22 protein-coding genes are annotated in these 20638 nt (G+C 69.7%); 15 read left to right on the forward strand and 7 right to left on the reverse strand.

Annotated features, from left to right (window positions below; all coding sequences use genetic code 11):
- Positions 1 to 57 precede the first annotated feature (57 nt).
- Complete coding sequence (locus RIN46_RS12325) at positions 58 to 1446, forward strand: class II 3-deoxy-7-phosphoheptulonate synthase (RefSeq protein WP_309082127.1); 1389 nt, start codon at positions 58 to 60, stop codon at positions 1444 to 1446.
- A 45-nt stretch (positions 1447 to 1491) separates the two neighbouring features.
- Positions 1492 to 1941, forward strand: coding sequence for a hypothetical protein (locus RIN46_RS12330; protein WP_309082028.1), 450 nt, complete (start codon positions 1492 to 1494; stop codon positions 1939 to 1941).
- A gap of 4 nt (positions 1942 to 1945) precedes the next feature.
- Here RIN46_RS12330 and RIN46_RS12335 read toward each other — a convergent pair whose 3' ends face one another.
- Positions 1946 to 4231 carry a PASTA domain-containing protein gene (locus tag RIN46_RS12335; protein ID WP_309082029.1) on the reverse strand — a complete coding sequence of 762 codons (2286 nt, stop codon included), beginning with the start codon at positions 4229 to 4231 and terminating at the stop codon, positions 1946 to 1948.
- A gap of 226 nt (positions 4232 to 4457) precedes the next feature.
- Positions 4458 to 4706: a WhiB family transcriptional regulator gene (locus tag RIN46_RS12340; protein ID WP_309082030.1), complete on the reverse strand. Its 249-nt coding sequence runs from the start codon at positions 4704 to 4706 to the stop codon at positions 4458 to 4460.
- Between the two features lie 317 nt (positions 4707 to 5023).
- Between RIN46_RS12340 and RIN46_RS12345 the strand changes: the two genes are divergently transcribed.
- A complete protein-coding gene (locus RIN46_RS12345) occupies positions 5024 to 5470 on the forward strand; it encodes a hypothetical protein (protein WP_309082031.1) in 447 nt (148 codons plus the stop codon).
- 26 nt (positions 5471 to 5496) lie between these two features.
- Here the strand turns inward: RIN46_RS12345 and RIN46_RS12350 are convergent, their stop codons facing one another.
- Genes RIN46_RS12350 through RIN46_RS12360 form a run of 3 tightly spaced genes read right to left on the reverse strand, consistent with a single transcriptional unit; the run spans position 5497 to position 6444 of the window.
- Entirely contained in the window at positions 5497 to 5895 is a 399-nt protein-coding gene (locus RIN46_RS12350) for a VOC family protein (protein ID WP_309082032.1), read from the reverse strand.
- A gap of 1 nt (position 5896) precedes the next feature.
- Positions 5897 to 6094 carry a hypothetical protein gene (locus RIN46_RS12355; protein WP_309082033.1) on the reverse strand — a complete coding sequence of 66 codons (198 nt, stop codon included), beginning with the start codon at positions 6092 to 6094 and terminating at the stop codon, positions 5897 to 5899.
- A 2-nt stretch (positions 6095 to 6096) separates the two neighbouring features.
- The gene (locus RIN46_RS12360; RefSeq protein ID WP_309082034.1) at positions 6097 to 6444 is read right to left on the reverse strand and encodes a hypothetical protein; all 348 of its coding nucleotides are present in this window, start codon (positions 6442 to 6444) and stop codon (positions 6097 to 6099) included.
- A gap of 300 nt (positions 6445 to 6744) precedes the next feature.
- Between RIN46_RS12360 and RIN46_RS12365 the strand changes: the two genes are divergently transcribed.
- Positions 6745 to 7197 carry a DUF4383 domain-containing protein gene (locus tag RIN46_RS12365; protein ID WP_309082035.1) on the forward strand — a complete coding sequence of 151 codons (453 nt, stop codon included), beginning with the start codon at positions 6745 to 6747 and terminating at the stop codon, positions 7195 to 7197.
- Positions 7198 to 7345: 148 nt separating this feature from the next.
- Here the strand turns inward: RIN46_RS12365 and RIN46_RS12370 are convergent, their stop codons facing one another.
- Positions 7346 to 11362: an FtsK/SpoIIIE domain-containing protein gene (locus RIN46_RS12370; RefSeq protein ID WP_309082036.1), complete on the reverse strand. Its 4017-nt coding sequence runs from the start codon at positions 11360 to 11362 to the stop codon at positions 7346 to 7348.
- Positions 11363 to 11574: 212 nt separating this feature from the next.
- Between RIN46_RS12370 and RIN46_RS12375 the strand changes: the two genes are divergently transcribed.
- From RIN46_RS12375 to RIN46_RS12405, 7 genes are all read left to right on the forward strand, one after another.
- Positions 11575 to 12801 carry an ATPase, T2SS/T4P/T4SS family gene (locus tag RIN46_RS12375; RefSeq protein ID WP_309082037.1) on the forward strand — a complete coding sequence of 409 codons (1227 nt, stop codon included), beginning with the start codon at positions 11575 to 11577 and terminating at the stop codon, positions 12799 to 12801.
- Positions 12798 to 13652 carry a type II secretion system F family protein gene (locus RIN46_RS12380; protein WP_309082038.1) on the forward strand — a complete coding sequence of 285 codons (855 nt, stop codon included), beginning with the start codon at positions 12798 to 12800 and terminating at the stop codon, positions 13650 to 13652. Before RIN46_RS12375 ends, RIN46_RS12380 begins: the two co-directional genes overlap by 4 nt.
- Before the next feature lie 5 nt (positions 13653 to 13657).
- Positions 13658 to 14587 carry a type II secretion system F family protein gene (locus RIN46_RS12385; protein ID WP_309082039.1) on the forward strand — a complete coding sequence of 310 codons (930 nt, stop codon included), beginning with the start codon at positions 13658 to 13660 and terminating at the stop codon, positions 14585 to 14587.
- A 142-nt stretch (positions 14588 to 14729) separates the two neighbouring features.
- Entirely contained in the window at positions 14730 to 14909 is a 180-nt protein-coding gene (locus RIN46_RS12390; RefSeq protein ID WP_309082128.1) for a hypothetical protein, read from the forward strand.
- A 62-nt stretch (positions 14910 to 14971) separates the two neighbouring features.
- Positions 14972 to 15382, forward strand: a complete 411-nt coding sequence (locus tag RIN46_RS12395; RefSeq protein WP_309082040.1) for a TadE/TadG family type IV pilus assembly protein — start codon at positions 14972 to 14974, stop codon at positions 15380 to 15382.
- A complete protein-coding gene (locus RIN46_RS12400; protein WP_309082041.1) occupies positions 15375 to 15863 on the forward strand; it encodes a hypothetical protein in 489 nt (162 codons plus the stop codon). Before RIN46_RS12395 ends, RIN46_RS12400 begins: the two co-directional genes overlap by 8 nt.
- 86 nt (positions 15864 to 15949) lie before the next feature.
- A complete protein-coding gene (locus RIN46_RS12405) occupies positions 15950 to 16342 on the forward strand; it encodes a hypothetical protein (protein WP_309082042.1) in 393 nt (130 codons plus the stop codon).
- A 54-nt stretch (positions 16343 to 16396) separates the two neighbouring features.
- On the opposite strand, the gene RIN46_RS12410 is transcribed toward RIN46_RS12405, so the two are convergent.
- Positions 16397 to 16975, reverse strand: coding sequence for a TetR/AcrR family transcriptional regulator (locus RIN46_RS12410; protein ID WP_309082043.1), 579 nt, complete (start codon positions 16973 to 16975; stop codon positions 16397 to 16399).
- A 74-nt stretch (positions 16976 to 17049) separates the two neighbouring features.
- Here RIN46_RS12410 and RIN46_RS12415 point away from each other — a divergent pair, with 74 nt between their 5' ends.
- From RIN46_RS12415 to RIN46_RS12430, 4 genes are all read left to right on the forward strand, one after another.
- Positions 17050 to 17874: a hypothetical protein gene (locus RIN46_RS12415; RefSeq protein ID WP_309082044.1), complete on the forward strand. Its 825-nt coding sequence runs from the start codon at positions 17050 to 17052 to the stop codon at positions 17872 to 17874.
- Between the two features lie 98 nt (positions 17875 to 17972).
- Positions 17973 to 19088 carry a peptide chain release factor 2 gene (prfB, locus tag RIN46_RS12420; protein ID WP_309082045.1) on the forward strand — a complete coding sequence of 372 codons (1116 nt, stop codon included), beginning with the start codon at positions 17973 to 17975 and terminating at the stop codon, positions 19086 to 19088.
- 96 nt (positions 19089 to 19184) lie between these two features.
- Positions 19185 to 19967 (forward strand): CoA transferase subunit A, encoded by a 783-nt coding sequence (locus RIN46_RS12425; RefSeq protein WP_309082046.1) that lies wholly within the window; start codon positions 19185 to 19187, stop codon positions 19965 to 19967.
- Position 19968: 1 nt separating this feature from the next.
- Positions 19969 to 20601 (forward strand): CoA transferase subunit B, encoded by a 633-nt coding sequence (locus RIN46_RS12430; RefSeq protein WP_309082047.1) that lies wholly within the window; start codon positions 19969 to 19971, stop codon positions 20599 to 20601.
- The last annotated feature ends 37 nt before the right edge of the window (positions 20602 to 20638 follow it).

Genomic DNA, 20638 nt, shown 5'->3' on the forward strand with positions numbered 1-20638 from the left:
ATTACGGACGGACTGGGAGGCGGCGGCGTCCGGGCCTACGCTTGTCGGGTGAGCGAGATTGCAGAAGCCCCGAAGCCACTGACCACGCCGATCCCCGGACCGGCGACGGACCCGGGTCTCGACGCCTGGCGCGAGCTGCCCATCCAGCAGCAGCCCGACTGGCGCGGGACCGACGAGCACGCCCATGCCGTCGACGAGCTCTCGTCGCTGCCGCCGCTGGTGTTCGCCGGTGAGGTCGACGTGCTGCGCCAGCGTCTGGCCGAGGCCGCGCAGGGCAAGGCCTTCCTGCTCCAGGGCGGCGACTGCGCGGAGACCTTCGACGGTGCGACTGCCGACAAGATCAGCGCCCGCGTGAAGACGATCCTGCAGATGGCCGTGGTCCTGACCTACGGAGCCTCGATGCCCGTGATCAAGATGGGCCGCATGGCCGGCCAGTTCGCCAAGCCGCGCTCGTCCAACACCGAGACCCGCGAGGGCGTCACCCTGCCCGCCTTCCGCGGCGACATCGTCAACGGATACGAGTTCACCGAGGCCTCCCGCCGGCACGACCCGTCCCGTATGGTTCGGGCGTACCACACGTCCGCCTCCACGCTGAATCTCATCCGCGCGTTCACGCAGGGCGGCTTCGCGGACCTCCGCCTGGTGCACCAGTGGAACCAGGGCTTCAGCGCGAACCCCGCCTACAAGCAGTACGAGTCGCTCGCTGCCGAGATCGACCGGGCCGTCCGCTTCATGGACGCCTGCGGCGCCGACTTCGACGCCCTCAAGCGCACCGAGTTCTTCGCCGCCCACGAGGCGCTTCTGCTCGACTACGAGCGAGCCCTCACGCGCACCGACTCCCGCACCGGACTGCCCTACGACACGTCCGGGCACTTCCTGTGGATCGGCGAGCGGACCCGACAGCTGGACAGCGCGCACGTTGACTTCCTCTCCCGCGTCCGCAACCCCATCGGCGTGAAGCTCGGCCCCAAGACGACGGGCGACGACGCGCTCGCGCTGATCGACAAGTTGGACCCGAACCGCGAGCCGGGTCGCCTGACGTTCATCACGCGCATGGGTGCCGAGAACATCCGCGAGAACCTGCCGCCGCTGGTGGAGAAGGTCACCGCCTCCGGCGCCCAGGTGCTCTGGGTGACCGACCCGATGCACGGCAACACGGTCACCAGCGCCAACGGGTACAAGACCCGGCGCTTCGACGACGTCATGGACGAGGTCCGCGGGTTCTTCGAGGTCCACGACGCCCTCGGCACCGTGGCCGGTGGCCTGCACGTCGAGATGACCGGCGACGACGTCGCCGAGTGCCTCGGCGGGGCGGACCCGATCCGCGAGGAGCAGTTCGACGACCTCTACGAGTCGCTCTGCGATCCGCGCCTGAACCACCGGCAATCCCTCGAGATGGCCTTCCTGGTCTCCGGGGCACTCGCCGCACGCGGCCCGCGGAGCTGATCCCGGGCCTGCGCTCCGGCCCGTCCCGGCGGCTAGTCTGAGGCCATGTTCACCGAGGTCGACTACTTCACGCCGATGGTGCTGCTGGCCTGCGCGGTCATCGTCGGGCTCTTCGGGGTGCCGCTGGTGGTCCATGCCCTGTTCCGATGGCGCGCGTTCAGACGCGACTCCGAGTCCCTCCAGACCTACGCGCGGCGCCGCAGCCTCGGCGTGGAGTCTGGGCTGGGCGCGGTCCTGCTCCTCGGCGGGGCCGCGCTGGCGGTGGCCGGGTTGATGGGCCTGAGCCGGGCCGAGGATGCCGTCGTCGCCAACATCCTGCGGGCCGACCCCTCGATCGGCGCGGTGGAGGACTACCGCTGGACCGGTGCGCACGCGCTGGTGGACCTTCGCCTCACGGATGGTTCGGTCCACGAGGACGTGCGGGTCGTGATCGAGGACGACGGCCGGCCGGTCATCGAGGGCGTCCCCGGGTCCGCGGAGCCCACCGACGGCTAGGCAGCTAGACGACGCCGATGGTCACGGTCGATCCCTCCGGCAGCGTCCCGCCCGCAGGGTCCTGGGTGGCGACCGTGTTGAAGATAATGCCGAACGTGCCCTCGGTGACCTCCACCGCGAAGCCGGCCTCCTCCAGGATGCGCCGCGCCTCGTCGAGCTGCTTGCCGGTCACCCGGGGCACCTCGATCATCTGCGGGCCCTCCGAGACCACGAGGGACACGGTGCTTCCCCGCTCCAGTTTCCCCTGACCGGGAGTCTGGGCCATGACGGCACCCTCCGGGATGGAGGCGTGGTGCTCGCTGCCGGACTGCTCGCCGACGAGGCCGGCGGCCTCCAGCAGCCGGACGGCGTCGTCCAGCGCCTCGCCCACGACGTCCGGGACCGTCACCGGCGCCGGCCCGCGCGAGACGACGAAGGACACCCCGGTGCCGCGCCGGACCTGCTCGTCCGGGGCGACGGACTGGGAGACGATCTCGCCGGCGGCGATCGACTCGCTGTACTCCTCGGCGACATTGCCGACCGCGAGCTGGGCGTCCGCGAGGAGCCGGGCGGCGTCGTCCGCCGTGCGCCCGCGCAGGTTCGGGACGGCGAACAGCTCCGGGCCGCGCGAGACGATCAGCTCCACGCCCTGGAACCGGCGGATGGTGGCCTCGGCTTCGGGCTTGGTCCCGACGACGAGCCCGTCGTCGAATTCCTCGTGGTAGACGCGGCGCTGGGCGGCCTCGACGCCGAGCGCGGCGAGTTCCTTCACGGCCCGGTCCGCCGGCTGGCCCTGGAGGCTCGGGATGACCACGGGCGCCCCGGGGCCGGCGCCGAAGAACCAACCGGCCGTGCCGAGGATCGCCGCGAGCAGCAGGACGATGAGCCCCCAGATGAGGCCGCGGCCGCGGGTGTTGCGCTCCAGTCGGGCGGTCGGGACCTGCGCGGTCCGACGCCACCGGCGCTGCTCGAGCTTGGTCTGCCGGCGCTGCTGGCGGGGCGTGAGGGCGCCGGCGCCGTCGTCGTCCGGGCCGTCGTCGTCTCCGCCATGGGCGGGGGCAGCGGCAGGGGCGGACGCGTCCGCCGGTCCGGCCGGCCGGGGCACGGCGCGCGTGTACGCGCGGGTCTGCGCGTGGTCGGTGGGGATGACGCTCGTGGCGTCGTCCGCCCGAAGGGAGCCGTCCGGGTCCAGCACCTGCGTGTGGTCGTCCACGTCCGAGCGGTCCTGACCGTCCGCTCCGGTCGGGAGGACCGCGGTCGCGTCGGACTGCATACCGCCGCGCTGCCCGAGGACCTCGGTGGCACCGTCGGTGCCGCTCTCGTGCCCGGCAGCGGTACGGCCCGCGTCCTCGGTGAGGACGCTCGTCGCGTCGGCGTCGGCCGCGGCGTCGGAGGCGGCCACGGGCGCCTCGGCCTGCGCCCGGGCGGCCGCGGCCACCGCGGCGGGCGCGACGACGCCGAGCTGCTCGTCGGTGAGCGTCGACCGGATGTGCTCGATCTCCCCGAGTAGGGCGTGTGCGTCGTGGGGGCGCTTCTCCGGGTCCTTGGCGGTGCACCACTCGACGAGCTCGTCGAGGTCCTGGGCGAGACCCGGGACGCGGTGGGAGGGGGGTGGGACGGTCTCGTTGACGTGCTTGAAGGCGACGTTGATCGGCAGTTCGGCGGCGTGGGGCTGCCGTCCGGTGAGCAGCTCGTAGAGCATGATCCCGACGGCGTAGAGGTCGCTGCGCTCCTCGGCCGGCTCGCCGGTGACGAGCTCGGGGGAGACGTAGGCGACGGTGCCGACGAGCGTGCCCGTGGCCGTGTGGTTGGTCGTGGCGCGTGCCAGCCCGAAGTCGGCGACCTTGACCCGGCCGGTCGCCGGCAGCAGGACGTTCTCGGGCTTCATGTCGCGGTGGACGAGTCCGGCGTCGTGCGCGGCCGCGAGTCCCTCGGTCACGTCCTGCATCAGCTCGAGCGTGCGGCGGGGCGTCAGTGCGCCCTCGGCCCGGAGCAGGTCGCGCAGGGTCCTGCCGCGGATGTACTCCATGACCAAGTAGGCGTGGGGGCCGTCGACGCCCTGGTCCAGGACGTTGACGATGTGCTCGTGGGAGACCTTCGCGGCGTTGACGGCCTCGGCCTCGAAGCGCGCGACGACCTGCGGATCCTGCGCCAGATGCGGGTAGAGGAGCTTGACGGCGACGTCGCGGAGCAGGCGCAGGTCCGTGGCGAGGTAGACGGTGGACATGCCGCCGTTGGCCAGCCGGTGCTTGATCCGGTACCGGCCGTCAATCGTCTGCCCCTGGAGTGGGTCGTCTCGCAACTGTGCCACCGTTCGATCGTAGTCAGCTCGGGCCTAGCCGCGACGGACCGACGCGGGCCCCGGCAGGGGATTCCCGCCAGGCGCGCGGCCGCGTCGGCGCAGCACTCCCGGCAGTCACCCTCCGGCCGTGGGGCGGCGAAAAGCCCCGCGGCCGGGATGCCCGCGGGGCTCGTGATGCCAGCTGTGTGCCAGTGCTAGAGGCGCTCGTTGCGGAGCGCCGGTGCCGTTCCTCCGGTCAGGAGGCGCGGCGGGCGCGTGCGGCGCGGCGCTTGAGCGCGCGGCGCTCGTCCTCGCTCATGCCGCCCCAGACGCCCGCGTCCTGGCCGGACTCGATCGCCCACTGGAGGCAGGTGTCGATCACTTCACACGTCCGGCAGACGCTCTTGGCCTCTTCGATCTGCAACAAGGCCGGGCCGGTGTTCCCGACGGGGAAGAAGAGTTCCGGGTCCTTGTCCAGGCAGGCCGCGCGGCTACGCCAATCCATGCTCGATGATGCTCCTAAATCTGAGGTACGTGGTGGTCGGGACGAAGCGCTCGAGGTGCGTTCCCGACGGTCGAAGCGGATCTGGGCCGCGTGACACCGTGCCTCAAATCGCCGACAATCAAGGCTGTCACGTTACGTATACGTAAACAAGGGTCCAACTGGAGAAAACGAGGCCCGCCGGTGAGGCCTTCATCACAACTCTGCCCTATGATGTGCCCGTCGCGGAAGGGTGCCGATGCGCTTTCCTCCGAGCCTCCCGCGGCCGGCTCGTCTGTCCGGCTCGAACGGGCCGCCGACGTCCGACTAGGCTCGTGCGCATGACCTCCGATCCCGTCGAGCCGCAGCGGTCGCACCAGGTGCGCGCCGGGCTGCGCACGCCGCAAGTCCTGACTGTCGTGGCCGTCCTCGCCGCGGAGGCGCTCCTCATGCTGGGACTGGCGGTGGCCGCGCTGATCGAGATCACGAGCCCCGGCATCGTGGGAGTGCCTGGACGCGTCTTCCTCCTGGTCATGATGCTTGCCGCAGCGGCGTGGCAGGGCTGGGTCGCGTGGAAGTACCTCACCGGCAAGGCGTGGACCCGCGCCGCGATCGTCGCGTGGCAGGTCTTCCAGATCATCCTCGCCGTGCCCATGCTCGATCCAGGCAACGGCAGTACGACGGCACTCACCGGCTGGGCGCTCCTTGTGCCGGCCGCCGTCGCACTCCTCTGCCTCTTCTCCCGCAGCTCCACCGAGCACCTCGCCGCAACGGAGGCCCGTCGCTAGCCTGACCCGGCCCGGCCGCCCCTGCGTCAGGCGTCACGCGCCGAGAGCACGCAGAACTCGTTGCCCTCCGGGTCGGCCAGGACCGTCCAGGTGGCGTCGGCCGGCTGGCCGACGTCGATGACGGAGGCTCCCAGGCGGACCAGGCGCTCGATCTCGGCTGCGCGTTCGTCGTCGGTCTGCGGGGCGAAATCCCAGTGGAGGCGGTTCTTTCCGGTCTTCGTCTGGCCGGAGGGTACGAAGACCATGTTCGGCGGCACGCGTTCGAAGGGCAGCTGGCTGGTCAGCTCGCCGGCCCACGGCGGGACGACCACCGCTTCGAGCTCCGAGTCGACCCACACCTGCCATCCGAGGGCCTCGGCCCACCAGTGGGCCAGCGAGTGGTGGTCCACCGCGTCGACCACGGTCGAGTACCAGCGCAGTCCCACGTCAGCGGTCGTCGTCCGTCAGGTCCTCGCGCATCGGTGCGTCCTGCACCTCTTGCGGGTCCGTGTCGTCCGTGAAGGGTTCGCTCTGCCGGAACTCCTCGCGGTGAGCCGGCTTGGCCCCTTTGATTCCGCCGTCCGCCTCGTGCTGCATCTCCTCGTCCAGCTCGGGCCCGTGCTTGTCGCTGCCGCGCTCTGCCATGGCTACGCCTCCGCCTGCTTGCTCGTCTGGTCGCTCGCCGTCTGATCGCTCTCGAGATCCGGGCCATCGTCGTCGGCGATGCCTCGTTCGGCCCGGATCGCCTCGTCGGACGTCCCCGGCGGCGCCGGGTCGGTCGCCGGCGGGACGTCGGCCGGAGCGAAGTCCTCGAGGCCCGCGGCGGCCCGCTCCCGCTCCTCGGCGGCCGTGTAGTCCTCGTCGCTCACGTCCTCGGGCATCTTGCCGTGGCCGCGGCGAGTCGGTGTCACCACCGGGTCCGCGCCTGAGTTGATGACATCGTCCAGATTCGGGCCGTCCGGATCCTGGTTTCCTGGGTTCTCGTCTGCTCTCATGATTCCTCCCCGCGGCTCGGGAGCCGCTCTGGTCGATCGGGCCTACTGCTCCGGCCCGCACGGGGCCGGGGCTGAGAACGCTACGCCGGGACGGCAGCGAACGACAGGGATCGCTGGGTTCGGGTGCAAGGTTCTGCGAGACTTCCCAGAGAGCGTTCGGGTGCTTCCCGGAAGCTTTCTCCGAGCTTCGAACCTGCCCTTGCCAGCCGGTGGCCATGAGCCTATCTTGAGCATTGTTAGTCCCCTTGAAAGGCCAAATGCGGCCGGAACGCCGGCCCCGATCTCAAGGAAGGCAAACCGATGAGCACACCGTCCAGAACCGAGGCAGGCCGAACTGCGCTGCAGAAGACCGCCATCGTCGTGGGAGCCGTATTCCTCCTCGTCGGCATCCTCGGCTTCATCCCCGGCATCACCACCAACTACGACCAACTGACGTTCGCGGGACACCACTCCGAGTCGATGCTCATGGGCATCTTCCAGGTGTCGGTCCTGCACAACATCGTCCACCTGCTGTTCGGCGTCGCCGGGCTCGCGCTCGCCAAGAGCCACGCGGGGGCGTACAACTTCCTGCTCTGGGGCGGAGTCATCTACCTGGTGCTCTGGCTCTACGGCCTCTTCATCGACCTCGACAGCGCTGCCAACTTCGTCCCGGTGAACTCGGCCGACAACTGGCTGCACTTCGTCCTCGGCGTCGGCATGATCGGCCTGGCGCTGCTCCTGCGCCGTCGCGGGGATCCAGCCGACCGTCGATAGGACGCTCACCCGCGACGATCAGTCTCGAAACCACGGGCTGCCCCGGTGCGCGAGCGCCGGGGCAGCCGGCTGTCCGGTCCGTCGCGGTGCCCCAGTGTGTGATCGTCGTCGAAGGGTCGCCTCGTCCCAGCGCTCGGTGACCGCGTGGCTAGTCGCAGAAGATCTGAATACTCTGGAGCCGACCGTCGATCATCGTCATTCCCCGGCCAGGGGGCGCATCGTCCGGCGGGGTGATGCGCCAGTTCCAGAGATCCCCGTCGCTCGAGGATCGGGGGCCGAGGAGTATGCCGTCCGGGGACTGTCGCGCATGGTGGCCCAACGGGAGGCTGGTGTAGAGCTGTGGGCCGGGGCGGGCTGCCATGACGACGGAGGTCCCAGCATCGAACCACTCTTCGACCTGCCGCCTCGCCGCTGTGTCGAGGCGTGTGGCGTCGTCGATGAGTACGACATCGGGGCGTTGACGCTGCGACGCGGCGGAGCCGCCTGGACCCGCCTCCGCGGGGAAGGCCGAGGTGGGTGCCCCGGGGGGTTCCCACCCCGCGTCGTCCCCGCTAGGGCAGTAGAGAACATCGGCGGACGGTTGTCGCTCGACGATCAGTCTGCACACGGTGGCGAGCAGCGTTGTCTTACCCGTGCCCGCGGCGCCGATGACGACACCGAGACGCCCCGGGCACCAGGCCCAGGGTGACCCATCGGGGGATCGGAGCCCAACCGGCAGGTCCCCCGCGGGGTCTCCAGACCGACGTGGACGCCCAGAGCAGTTGAGCGGCCCGGCGCCGGACTCAGCGAGCGCTGTGCCTGAGCTGCGACGTGCCGCACGGGCAGGCAGCGGTATTGCGCGGAACTGGGGCAGATACGCCGGTGGAGCTGTCGGATCGTCCTCGGAGGATGACACCGGAGCCCCGGAGCCCTGGAATTCTGGCCGCGGGCGTCGATCGTCCAACGGCGTCACGAGTTGCGCGGCGATGCCCTCCGGCGGGGACTCCGGACCGATATAGACACTTCGGCCGGGGTGGGAGCGGACCGGTACGGTTCGCGGCCACATCATCGTGGTCTCCCGGCCGAGCCCGCTCGGGCACAGGAGACGATGCTCGGCGAGCGCGAAGAATCGAGCCGAGGTAAGGTCTCGATCCCCAGTGATCACAAGACTGATATTGCGCGTCTCCGCAGTGCGGGCGAGCCGCGCGAGCGTCTCGTCCAGTCGGGCGAACTGCTGGGTGGGGAGAGCGGACGACCACCCGGCGAGCGACGCGACGACAATCAGAGTCGGCGCTGAGAATCGTGCCTCGTCCAGCACGTCGAGAACTTCAGCCAGCCGTTGCGGGGCCTCTGATGAGGCCCATCCGGACACACGCGGCAACTCAGCCAGCCCACCGGTCATCGTGCCGGAGCCGTCCAGGACGTAGACGTGGTGTTCTTCGTCGAGACGGGCGACCTGGTCGACGAGATGTACCAGCGTCGGTCCAGCGCCCGACTGTGGCCCGCCCACCAAGGCCAGACGGCGCATCTCGATAGACCAGATAAGGGGGCGGTGGCGAAGACGCTCCACGTCGTCGAGCAGGCCGATGGGGACGGCGGACGCACCGCTGTCGCTGGGCGCGCCCGCTGTCGGCAGGTCGGACGGTGGAAGCCGCAGCGGCAGCTCCGGCGAGAACAGGGCATGTGCGGCACGGATGCAGTCTGGCTGGGCGAGAGCCATCGGAGCCGTGGGGAGGGGCCGCACCCCGCGGTGCGCTGACCGCTGCCGGCTGGCCCCGATCGTCGCCCCGAGCTCGGTCAGAGACCAGTGGAGGACGCCATCGGTGACGCGGGCTCCCTGGAACGCGATGGCATCCTCGCCGCTGCGGCGTAGGAATCCACGTCCCGGTACGTCGCCCGTGAGCCGCGCGGGCGAGGTGGTTCCGACGAGGTCCTGGGCGTCGAAGTCGCTGAGCACGCGCAGACAGACTGTCGTGTTGATATTGGCGCGCATCTCTGCGGTGACGACGCCCTGCGGGCGTTGCGTGGCCAGAACCAGGTGAACGCCGAGCGACCGGCCGACAGCGGCGATGCGCAGCAGTTCCGGCAGCGCCTCTGGGACCTCGTCGGCCAGGACCCGGAACTCGTCGATGACGACCAGCAATCGGGGAAGGAACTCCTTCGGCGAGGGCTGATCTGCCGTCACGGACCGTGCCGCGCTGTAGCCGGGCACGCCCAGCCTGCCGAGGACTCGTTCGCGACGTCGCAGTTCGTGCCGCAGGCTGCGAAGGAAACGGGCCGCGGATTCCTCGTTCAGATCGGTCACCAGCCCGTGGGCCTGCGGCTCGCGTGCGAACTCGCCGAGCGTGGCGCCACCTTTGAAGTCGACGAGGACCAACGCGAGCTCGTTGGGACCGTAGCGGTGAATGAGGGAAGCAAGCATGGTCCGCAGCAGTTCCGACTTCCCGGAGCCGGTGGTGCCGGCGACGAGAAGGTGCGGACCGTCCTTCACGAGGTCGATGTCGAGGTCCCCGGCCGTGTCCCGTCCCAGAGCGAACCGGAGTGCGTCGGCGGTGGATCTGGCCCATCCCGGTTCCGTGGGGAACCAGACGGCCGATCCCGGGAGCGTGACGCCCGCCGGACGGCGCGGCGAAGAACTGGCCAATGCCGCAGCGAAGCGCCGGACCGTCGACCGGCGGGCCCCATCGAGCTCCACGGGATGGCGTTCGTCGCCGCTCTCCAGCCACGCCCTTGGAGGTCCCTCGTCTTGCCGCTTCCGAGGTCGGGGCCCTGACCACCGCGGCGAGACCGACGTCGTTTCAGAGGACGACGACGTCACGAGGCGCCAGGCGTCTCCGGAGTGCGCGACGCCGTCGTACACCACGACCGAAGGTGCCGCTCTGCTGCAGCCTTCGCCCGGGCGTGCGGCTGCCGCGGAAAGACAGCGGACGCGCTCGGCGGCGGCCGAGTGCTCTGATTCCGGCACCAGCCAGACGGAGGGCCGAGCGCCGGATGCCTCCGGAGTACCGCATCGCACGCCCGGGACGAACTCCAGCTCGACGGGGAGCGGGCATCCCGGCGAGATGTAGAGGTCCACCTCGCCCTGCGCCGCCAGCTCCAGCAGGCGCACGACGACGGCATTGCCGACCGCAGGAGGGACCGCACCGCAGGCGCCGGGTGCCAGATCGAGGATTCGGGGCCCCTGGGCGGTCGGTAGAGTCGTCGGCCGTCGCCCCTCCTGAAACCGTACGACGGGCACGACGGGACCGGCACCCAGGCGCAGGGCGATCGAGGAGGGCCGGCGCTCGCCGTCGGCGTGTCCTCGGGCGGGCACCGGCCCGTCGTGTGGGCGCTGGGAGGCAGCTGTCCTTCCGGATCTCCGCTCGGCGATCACCCGGAGGACGATGTCGCCCAGAGGCGGGCAGGCGTTCTCCAGTACCTCGGCTTGGCGGACGGCAGTGTCCCGGAGGCGTGCGACGAGCCTGCGTCGTCGCTGGATCTCGGCGACCGCGGGCACGCCGCCCGTGAGCAGACCGAGCGCGCTGAACGCCAGGAAGTACCAGGATCCCAGGGCGAGCGCGAGGACGACCGCGATCGCCACCGGAGCGGCAGCCGACGTCAGCATCAGCCAGGGGCGGGACCGGCCCGCGCCCTCGCCGAAATCATCGGCCGGCAGAGAACACGACGCGGATGAGGAGGGGCCGGGCTCCGGCGGTCCCAGCACACAGAAGTCGGTGGTGCCCATCCGAAAGTCCTCTCCGAGGCGGACGGGCGATACGACACCGTTTCCGGCGCGGACTGCTATCCCCGAGGTGTCGACCGTGAGCGTCGCCTCGCACCGGGAGATGGCCGGATCCAGGACCAGGAGTTCGCCGGTGTCCCGGCCGATGCGGTAGACGCCCCGGGCGAGGGGGAGGATGCGGCCGCTGTCGGGACCGGCACGGGTGACCAGCCAAAGGCCGGGCAGGCAGGCCGCACTCGTGCTCTCTCGCGGGAAGGGAGTCAGCAACAACGGCTCGGAGGCGTCGATCGAGGGGAGATCGTGGAGGGGGACACCTCCAGCGAAGAGCTCGTAATGCACATCGCGACTGCGGAGCGCCCCGGCGAGCATTCGCCCCGTCGGCGATTGCGCTGCATCGAGGCGGAAGTGCCGAACCGAGCCGGTGCCGTCTGGAGTGCACCCCGCCACTGTGACATGGGCGTGCATCGGGTTTCCCTTTCATTTCGAGGGCCTCAGGGCGGTCTCAATCTAAGGCGGAGGCGAGGTTGTTCACGGGCGCAGGGGGCCCGTTGTGGATCGGGAAACACTTATCCACATCAGGAAACGGCGGTTGGTCGTCCTCCGGCCCGCTGGCTAAGGTCGGATAGTCAACGGATGAGACCTACCCCACCCGGGCCAGCAGAAGGGCTACACGACACGTGAACGGCGTCAAGATCGTGGAGGAAGAAGTACGTGAGGTCATCCGTGCTCGCGGCCTCGACCCGGCCCGGGAGAGCAACGAAGTGCGGAGGATCGTTCGCGAAGCAGTTCGCGACTATGACCAGCGGTCTATTCGTGGCGGTCTGCCACGGTTGACCACTCTGGACGAAGCGTTCCGCGTTGTCTTCGATGCCGTTGCCGGCTTCGGGCCGCTCCAACCCCTGCTGGACGATCCGGAGGTCGAGGAGATCTGGATCAACGGGCCGACGCAGGTCTTCTGCGCCCGACACGGTGTCAGCGAGTTGACGTCGATCCGGCTGGAAGCGGAGGAGATCCAGACGCTGGTCGAGCGGATGCTGAAGCCGTCAGGACGCCGGTTGGACCTCTCCTCACCGTTCGTCGATGCACAGCTTCCGGACGGGTCCCGGCTCCACGTGGTCATACCCGACATCACTCGCGAGCACTGGTCCGTCAATATCCGCAAATTCATCGCCCGGGCACAACGGCTCGAGCAGCTCGTCGACCTCGGGTCTCTCACCGCTCAGTCGGCTCGGTACCTGCAGGCCGCCGTCTCCAGTGGCATGAACGTGCTGGTCTCAGGAGCCACCCAGGCGGGCAAGACAACTATGCTCAACTGCCTCGCCTCCGCCATCGGGAGTCGTGAGCGCGTCATCACCATCGAGGAGATCTTCGAACTGCAGGTCAAGCGTCGTGATGTGGTCTCGATGCAGTGCCGTCAGGCCAACCTCGAAGGCGGCGGAGAGATCTCGATGCGGCGTCTGGTCAAAGAAGCGCTGCGTATGCGCCCAGATCGGATCATCGTCGGCGAAGTGCGTGAAGCCGAGTCCCTCGACATGCTGATCGCCATGAACGCCGGCATCCCGGCCATGGCCTCGTTGCACGCCAACAGCGCCCGGGATGCCATCACCAAGATCTGCACCCTCCCGTTGCTCGCCGGCGAGAACATCTCGGCGCAGTTCGTGGTGCCCACCGTCGCGTCCAGCATCGATCTGGTCGTCCACTGCGAGAGGACCGTCTCCGGTCACCGGCAGATAGCCGAAATCGTCAAGCTCGGACGGCGGGTGGAGAACGGCATCATCGAGACGTCGCAGGTCTTCGACCGGCGAGACGGCGCGCTTGTCGTGAACGAGACTGCTGACCTCGAACACGACAAGTTCGACCGGCACGGTGTCCGGACGGCCGATCTCCTGACGGCAGTTCCATGAGCCTGCTGCTGGGAGCCCTCTTGGGGCTGGGACTGCTGCTGGTCTGGCAGTCGTTCTGGACGCGTCCGGAGAAACCGCGCCGCAACCGACGAGCGAGTCGGTTCGAGCGGTTGATCCTCCGGTCGGGAGTCCGCGGTCTCACCGTGAACGGCTATTACGCCGCGTCGGCCGTTTGCGCCGTCCTAGTCGCTCTGGTGGTCCTGATCCTGACCACCTCGCCGGTTATCGCCACAGTCTTCGCGCTTTTCGGATCCCTGGTTCCGACGGCGGTTCTGCGGTGGCGGGCGAATAAACGGACCAATGACCTCCGGGAACTCTGGCCGGATGTCGTCGATCACCTGCGGTCAGCCATCCGCGCGGGGCTTCCGCTACCCGACGCTCTCTCCCAGCTCTCCACCCAGGGGCCGGCCGAGCTCCGCGAACACTTCCGCGAGTTCGCCCTGGACTACCGAGCGACGGGTCGATTCGATGACTCCATCCAACGGCTCCGCCACCGGCTGGCCGACCCGGTGGCGGACAAAATCGTGGAGGCCCTGCGCATCACCCGCGAGGTCGGCGGCTCCGACCTGGGGATCATGCTCCAGACACTGAGCACCTTCCTCCGGGAGAGCGCCCGCACCCGAGGCGAGCTGGAGGCGCGGCAGTCCTGGACCGTCAACGCCGCGAGGCTGGCGGTCGCCGCGCCATGGATCATTCTCCTCCTGCTGGCGATGCAGCCGCAGGCGGTCGCGGCCTACTCCACCCTCGCCGGCGCCTTGGTGCTCGTCGGCGGACTCGCGGTGTCGGCCGTGTGCTACTGGGCGATGCTCCGCATTGGCACGCTGCCCCAGGAAGAGCGGGTGATCAAATGAGCGCTATGACCGCCTGGGCGGTCGCGGTGGGTCTTGCCTTCGGCTCCGGAGCCTGGCTCGTCGTGATCCGCAGTCCTGCTATGCGAGCGACGCGTTTCGCGGACCGCGTAGCACCCCAGCTCCGCACCGGACGTCCGGAAGCCCGTCTGCTCGAAGACGCGGGGGAGCCCTCTGCCTTCGGTCCGCTGGCTACGATCTTCGCGCCACTCCTGCGCGATCTTCTGGTCTGGGTGAACCGGGTCAATCCGGTCGGACGGAATCTGGAGGACCGCCTCGGACAGGCCGGACTGCGGATGACGCCCACAGACTTCAGGGCATCCCAACTCGTCTGGGCAGCCGGCGGATTTGCGGCCACTGTCGTTTGGTCCGTCCTGGCGGCGGGGCTCGGTACCGTCAACTGGTTCGTTGCCGGTGTCCTGATCCTGGTCGGGACGGTGGGCGGCTACGTTCTGCGCGAATGGTTCCTCGGAGAACAGGTGCAACGCCGCCGTCGACGCATCCTGAGCCAGTTCCCTGCGATCGCCGAGTTGTTCGCGCTCGCGGTCGCAGCGGGCGAGAGCACCACGGGAGCGATCGAACGGATCGCGCGCACGGCGGAGGGCGACCTTGCGGACGAGTTCAAGCTGACGCTCTCGGGTCTGCGCTCAGGACAGACGCTCTCCTTCGCCCTGCGAGCCATGTCGCGTCGCGTCGATCTCGCCGCGATGGGCCGGTTCGTCGATGCGCTGACCGTGGCCATCGAACGCGGCACGCCGATCGCGGATGTAGTGCGCGCCCAGGCGCAGGACGTCCGCGACGCCGCCAAACGCGAGCTCATGGAGACGGCGGGCAAGAAGGAGATCGGCATGCTGGTGCCCGTCGTCTTCGGAGTGCTCCCGTTGACGGTCGCGTTCGCCGTTTTCCCCGGCCTGTCCTTGATCGACCTCAGCCTATGACGCGTGTAGGCACCCCGCCCGGCCCGCCCTGAACCTGTCTTGACCGCTAATTTCACTTGCCCCGCTCATCAAGAGGAGACAACACATGAGGAAGAACCCCGGAAAAAGCATGGAAATCGGCCACCGCTTGCTGCTGGCGACAATGAGCGCAGTCCTCATGCTGGCTGAGCGTGCACGCCGCGACGAGCGTGGCGACGTGCCGGGCTGGGTGATGATCACGTTGATGTCCGCCGTCCTTGTCGCCGCGCTGCTCGCCATCGCCGGGCCGCGTCTGAGCGCTCTGTTCCAGCAGGCCATCGACCGCGTCTCCGGCCTGGGCTGACTGGTGACCGGGCACGGGGCGATGCGCCGTCGCCGCCCAACCACCCGTTGCGAGGAACGACGATGGACAGGATCCGGAAGTGGCAGGTGCCCACGTCGGGCAGCGAATCCGAGCGAGGCACGGCCGTCGCGGAGTTCGTCATGGTGGTCGCGCTGCTGACGGCCGTCTTCCTCTCTGTCCTCCAGCTGACACTGTTGCTCCATGTGCGGAATACGATCATGGACGCTGCTGCTGCTGGGGCGCGCTACGGCACACTGGCAGATCGGAGTCCCTCTGATGGAGTCGCCAGGACGCGAGAAATCGTCAGCGATTCGCTGTCGCCGGTTTTCGCCGAGCACGTGACGGCGCGGAGCATCAGTCGCGGAGACCTGCAAGGACTGGAGATCACGGTGGAGACCCACGTGCCACTCGTCGGATTTCTGCCGGTCGCGGGCCGCATGAGCGTCGAGGCGGAGGCGCTGCGCTATGACTGAACTCTCCCTGTCCCAGGAGCCCCGTACCGCGCCCCCAGGGACTCGGATGGCGCCGCGCTCAAGAGGCGGAGTCGTCTGGAGCGACGAGGCTGGATCCGCCATCGTCGAGTTCACGATGCTGGGGGTGCTGCTGCTGGTACCGCTCGTCTACGTCGTCCTGGCAGCCGGTCAGTTGCAGGCGGCCAGTTACGCCGCAGTCGCGGCCGCGGACCACGGAGCCCAGGTCTTCGCGATGGCGCCCGGTGAATCCGCGGGAGCAGCGAGAGCGAACGACGCCGTCCAACGGGCCGTGGCGAACATGGACCTTGGAACGGACGGAGCCGAGATGACGTACCGATGCCATGACGGGTGCATGAGTCGCGACGGATCGGTGACGGTCACCGTGCGCGTTCCAGTCCCGCTCCCGCTGCTTCCGCCGGGGGTCCAGACCTCCGTCGGGTCGGTCAGTGCGGAGTCGACGCGCGTGTTCGGGACGCTGTGATGGGTTGTCACCACCCGCGGGCAGGCCGCCCCGCGTCCGACGCCCGCCGACGGCGCCGATGCGAGGGCGAGGACGGGCAGACGACCGTGCTGATCATCGGATACGTCATGATTGCGCTGCTGGCTCTCGCCGCGATGCTCGCTGCGACGTCGGTCAATCTGGAGGCCCGGAGGCTGCAGTCGGTCGCGGACAGTACAGCCGACGCCGCAGCCAACGGAGCGACGACGACATCGAACGGGATCAGCGTCGGTCTCACCGACGGGACCGTCAGGGCGCGCTCAAGCGCCTTCCTCGCCACCATCAACGCCGAGGGGCGCTTCACGGGGCTTCGGCTGGATTCGGCGCGGGCCTCGGCCGACGGGACGACGGCGTTCGTCCGTCTCACCGCGACAGTCCGACCGCCGATCGTCGGCTGGATCACGCCCTGGCAGATACCGATTCACGTCTCTGGCGACGCACGGACCGCGATGCGGCAGTAGGCTCGCTCCCACGGGGTGCTCGTCGGCGACCGGAGGAGAAGCAGGACCCGTCCGTCAGTCGCCGAGAGCCAGGATGCCGCGCGAACTGGCCTCGACGACCTCATCCAGCCACTCCGGAACGGAGCTGCGGACATAGGGCCGGACCAGCCCGTAGGGCCCCTCGATCGCAGCCATCCGGACCAGGGTCTGGTGCCGCTGCGTCCGCCGGGGATAGCGCGCTTCGGCGAGTTCGGTCAGCCGGCGGTGGACGTCGACGTTCACCTGCTCCACCTCCGCCCGGCAGGACACCGGCGCGGTCTCCGCCAGACGGGACTGGCGGAACAGCGTCATGGCGGCGGCGTCGGACTGGTGCTCGCGCGTGAAACTAGGGACGGAGACGGCCATCCCCAGCAGGGCGCGCTGCGGGTCGGGGTCGCCGCCGGCAGCGAGATAGTGCTCGTGGAAGCGGCGGACGCTGCGCAGCCACAGCTGCACGAGGAGCTCGTCCCGGGAAGGGAATCGGTGGTAGATGGAGCCACTGGGCGCGCCGAGCCGGCGGGCGATGGCGCCGACCTTCACCTCCGTCCCGTGCTCCAGGACCTCGCGCGCCGCCGCGTCCAGGATCCCGTCGTGGGAGAACTTCGCTGCCGGCATCCCTCCATGCTAGCCCTCTGGCGAGAGGCCTCTCTAGAGAGTAGTCTCCAATAAGCGCGACGAAGGAGGCGGCTGTGCGCCGATCACTGTTCACTGGCTGGAGCGGGCGGGCGCTCGCCCCGTGTGCTGTGCTGACCGCCGCGGCCGGGATCGCCCTCGCGGTGCAGGGTCAGGCGGCCTACGCGGACCGCATCTCGCCGGTGTGGGCGCCGCTCGTCGGCGCGTTGCTCGCCTTGATGTGCGTGGCCGCGACCCGGCGCCGCAGGCTCTGGTGTATCGCCGCGACGGTCTTCCTCCTGCCCCCGACCATGGCGGGCGTGTTCCATGCGCTGCGGGTGCTGGGGGCGATCCCGTTGCCGGTCGACTGGCTGGCCCTCGTCGGCTCTGTCGGCGCCGCCCTCACTCTCTGGGCGGCGTGGGCGCTCTGCGACCCGTTGCGGAGCGGGAACGGCCGCCCGCTCCAGACACCCCGCTGGGTGGCCCTCGCCGGACTGTGCGCCGCCCTGGCCTATCCGGTGCTGAAGACCCTCTGGCTCGTCGGGCTGGACTGGCTCACGCCGCACGGTGTGAGCCACCGGGTCGACGCGGCCTACGCCGTACCGGTCGCCCTCGCGTTGCTCGGCGGAGCGGCCACGGTGGTCGCCCTGCGGTGGTGGGACGCACCCGCGCCGACCTGGGCGCACCCGGCGGCCGCGACCGGGGGCCTGATGCTCGTGGGGCTGGGGGCCTGCGGTGTGAACGCCACGCTCACGACGGCCACGGCCGAGGGGCCGGCCCTCGGCGCCGTGGTCTACGGCAGCTGGCTGCTGTGGGGCCTCGCGACGCTCGCCGTGGCGGCCAGGCTCTCCCCGGCGCGAGGCGCCCCCGTTGCGTCCCGCGCGGCGCCTCTGGCCCGCTGAACTCCGCCCGGCCAGGGCGAGGCGTCCGCGTCTGCCGGTGCGCCGTCGCGGTGAGCGGCGGCCGCGGCCGGTGCTCGATCGCGTAGGCTTGGGTCACCATGGCTTCAATTGATTTTTCCGAGGAGATCCGCGCGCTCCGCGCCACCTACGCCAACGTCGAGCAGGTGATCGACGTCGAGAAGCTGGAGGCCGACGTCGCACGCCTCTCCGAGGCGGCCGGCGTGCCGGACCTCTGGGACGATCCCGCCGCCGCGCAGAAGATCACCTCCGAGCTCTCCCACCGCCAGCACGAGCTCAAGCGCGTCCGCGAGATCGGCAGCCGCATTGACGACCTCGAGGTGATGGTGCAGCTCGCCGCCGAGGAGGACGACGCCGACACCCTGACTGAGGCCGGCAACGAGCTCACTGCGCTCAAGCGAGCGCTCTCCGAACTCGAGGTCGTCACCCTGCTCTCCGGCGAGTACGACGAGCGCGCCGCCGTGGTCACCATCCGCGCCGGCGCCGGCGGCGTCGACGCCGCGGACTTCGCCGAGATGCTGATGCGCATGTACCTCCGCTGGGCCGAGCGCAAGGGCTACCAGACCACCGTCATGGACACCTCCTACGCGGAGGAGGCCGGCCTGAAGTCCGCCACCTTCGAGGTCAACGCACCGTACGCCTTCGGCACGCTCTCGGTGGAGGCGGGCACGCACCGGCTGGTGCGCATCTCGCCCTTCGACAACCAGGGCCGCCGCCAGACGTCGTTCGCCGCGGTCGAGGTCATCCCGCTCATCGAGCAGACCGACTCGATCGAGATCCCCGAGAACGAGATCAAGGTGGACGTCTTCCGCTCGTCCGGGCCCGGCGGGCAGTCCGTGAACACCACCGACTCGGCGGTGCGCCTGACGCATATCCCGACCGGGATCGTGGTCTCCATGCAGAACGAGAAGTCGCAGCTGCAGAACCGCGCCGCCGCGCTGCGCGTCCTGCAGTCCCGGCTCCTGCTCGTGAAGAAGCAGGAGCAGGACGCCAAGAAGAAGGAACTCGCCGGCGACGTCAAGGCGTCGTGGGGCGACCAGATGCGCTCCTACGTCCTCAACCCGTACCAGATGGTCAAGGACCTGCGCACCGACCACGAGGTCGGCAACACCGGCGCCGTCTTCGATGGCGAGATCGACGACTTCATCGACGCCGGCATCCGCTGGCGGGCAGGTCAGCGCACCAACGCCGAGTAAGCGCTCATTAACTCCCTCTAGTGACCCAGCCCACTCCGGGGGCTAGGATCGGGGCAGGCGGCCGGACCGGTCGCCGACACCGTCGCGGGAGGACCCATGGCCATCGACAAGACCTTCAGCAGCGCCGACGAGGCGGTGGCCGACATCCCGGACGGCGCCACCCTCGCCGTCGGCGGGTTCGGGCTCTCCGGCAATCCCATGGCGCTTATCGAGGCGCTGCTGGAATCCGGCGCCACCGACCTCTCCGTGGTCTCCAACAACTGCGGTGTCGACGGCTGGGGTCTGGGCCTCCTGCTCGCCGCGGGACGGATCCGGAAGATGACCTCCTCGTACGTGGGGGAGAACAAGGAGTTCGCCCGCCGATACCTCTCGGGCGAGCTCGAGCTCGAGCTCACGCCCCAGGGCACGCTGGCCGAGAAGCTCCGCGCCGGAGGCTCCGGCATCGCCGCCTTCTTCACCCGTACCGGCGTCGGGACCCTCGTCGCCGAGGGCGGCCTGCCCCAGCGGTACGACGCCGACGGGAACGTCGTGCAGGCCTCCTCGCCGAAGGAGGTGCGCACCTTCGCGCCCGGGGGAGTCGAGAACGAGTACGTGCTCGAGGAGTCGATCGTCACCGACTTCTCCCTGGTGCACGCGCTGCGCGGGGACCGTCACGGCAACCTCGTGTTCAACAAGGCCACGCGCCAGTTCGCCCCGCCCGCGGCGATGGCCGGACGGGTGTGCATTGCCCAGGTGGAGGAGCTCGTCGAGCCGGGCGAGATCGACCCCGACCAGGTGCACCTGCCCGGGGTCTACGTCCACCGCATCGTCGAGGTCGGGCCGGACATCGAGAAGCGGATCGAGAAGCGGACCGTCCGCGCGGCGGAGGGGGAGGTCTGAGATGGGACTGACACGCGATCAGATGGCGCAGCGCGCCGCCCGGGAGCTCAACGACGGCGACTACGTCAACCTCGGCATCGGACTGCCGACGCTCGTGCCGAACCACGTGCCCGACGACGTGACCGTGGTGCTCCAGTCGGAGAACGGGATCCTCGGCGTCGGTCCCTACCCGCAGGAGGACGAGGTGGACCCGGACCTCATCAACGCCGGCAAGGAGACCGTCACGGTCAAGCCGGGGGCCAGCTTCTTCGATTCGGCCACCAGCTTCGCCATGATCCGCGGGGGGAAGATCGACGCGGCCATCCTGGGCGCCATGCAGGTCTCCGTCGCCGGCGACCTGGCCAACTGGATGATCCCGGGGAAGATGGTCAAGGGCCCGGGGGGAGCCATGGACCTCGTCCACGGTGCCGCCCGCGTGATCGTGCTCATGGAGCACGTCGCCAAGGACGGAACCCCCAAGATCCTGCCCGAGTGCACGCTGCCGCTCACGGGGCGCGGGGTGGTGGACCGCATCATCACCGACCTGGCGGTCATCGACGTGACCGACGACGGGCTGCGGCTGGTCGAGACGGCTCCCGGGGTGAGCGTCGAGGACGTCGTCGCCGCGACCGGTGCGCCGCTCACGACCGGTTGAGCGGCGCGCGAGCCCTGTGATCACGGCTCAATAACGA

It is taken from the genome of Zhihengliuella sp. (assembly GCF_031178195.1).
In the GTDB taxonomy this organism is placed as follows: Bacteria; Actinomycetota; Actinomycetes; order Actinomycetales; family Micrococcaceae; genus Zhihengliuella.

Coding starts and splice junctions, on each gene's coding strand:
- RIN46_RS12330 (WP_309082028.1), top strand. CDS start 1,492: ATGTTCACCGAGGTCGACTACTTCACGCCGATGGTGCTGCTGGCCTGC.
- RIN46_RS12340 (WP_309082030.1), bottom strand. CDS start 4,706: ATGGATTGGCGTAGCCGCGCGGCCTGCCTGGACAAGGACCCGGAACTC.
- RIN46_RS12345 (WP_309082031.1), top strand. CDS start 5,024: ATGACCTCCGATCCCGTCGAGCCGCAGCGGTCGCACCAGGTGCGCGCC.
- RIN46_RS12355 (WP_309082033.1), bottom strand. CDS start 6,094: ATGGCAGAGCGCGGCAGCGACAAGCACGGGCCCGAGCTGGACGAGGAG.
- RIN46_RS12360 (WP_309082034.1), bottom strand. CDS start 6,444: ATGAGAGCAGACGAGAACCCAGGAAACCAGGATCCGGACGGCCCGAAT.
- RIN46_RS12365 (WP_309082035.1), top strand. CDS start 6,745: ATGAGCACACCGTCCAGAACCGAGGCAGGCCGAACTGCGCTGCAGAAG.
- RIN46_RS12370 (WP_309082036.1), bottom strand. CDS start 11,362: ATGCACGCCCATGTCACAGTGGCGGGGTGCACTCCAGACGGCACCGGC.
- RIN46_RS12380 (WP_309082038.1), top strand. CDS start 12,798: ATGAGCCTGCTGCTGGGAGCCCTCTTGGGGCTGGGACTGCTGCTGGTC.
- RIN46_RS12385 (WP_309082039.1), top strand. CDS start 13,658: ATGACCGCCTGGGCGGTCGCGGTGGGTCTTGCCTTCGGCTCCGGAGCC.
- RIN46_RS12390 (WP_309082128.1), top strand. CDS start 14,730: ATGAGCGCAGTCCTCATGCTGGCTGAGCGTGCACGCCGCGACGAGCGT.
- RIN46_RS12395 (WP_309082040.1), top strand. CDS start 14,972: ATGGACAGGATCCGGAAGTGGCAGGTGCCCACGTCGGGCAGCGAATCC.
- RIN46_RS12400 (WP_309082041.1), top strand. CDS start 15,375: ATGACTGAACTCTCCCTGTCCCAGGAGCCCCGTACCGCGCCCCCAGGG.
- RIN46_RS12410 (WP_309082043.1), bottom strand. CDS start 16,975: ATGCCGGCAGCGAAGTTCTCCCACGACGGGATCCTGGACGCGGCGGCG.
- prfB (WP_309082045.1), top strand. CDS start 17,973: ATGGCTTCAATTGATTTTTCCGAGGAGATCCGCGCGCTCCGCGCCACC.
- RIN46_RS12425 (WP_309082046.1), top strand. CDS start 19,185: ATGGCCATCGACAAGACCTTCAGCAGCGCCGACGAGGCGGTGGCCGAC.
- RIN46_RS12430 (WP_309082047.1), top strand. CDS start 19,969: ATGGGACTGACACGCGATCAGATGGCGCAGCGCGCCGCCCGGGAGCTC.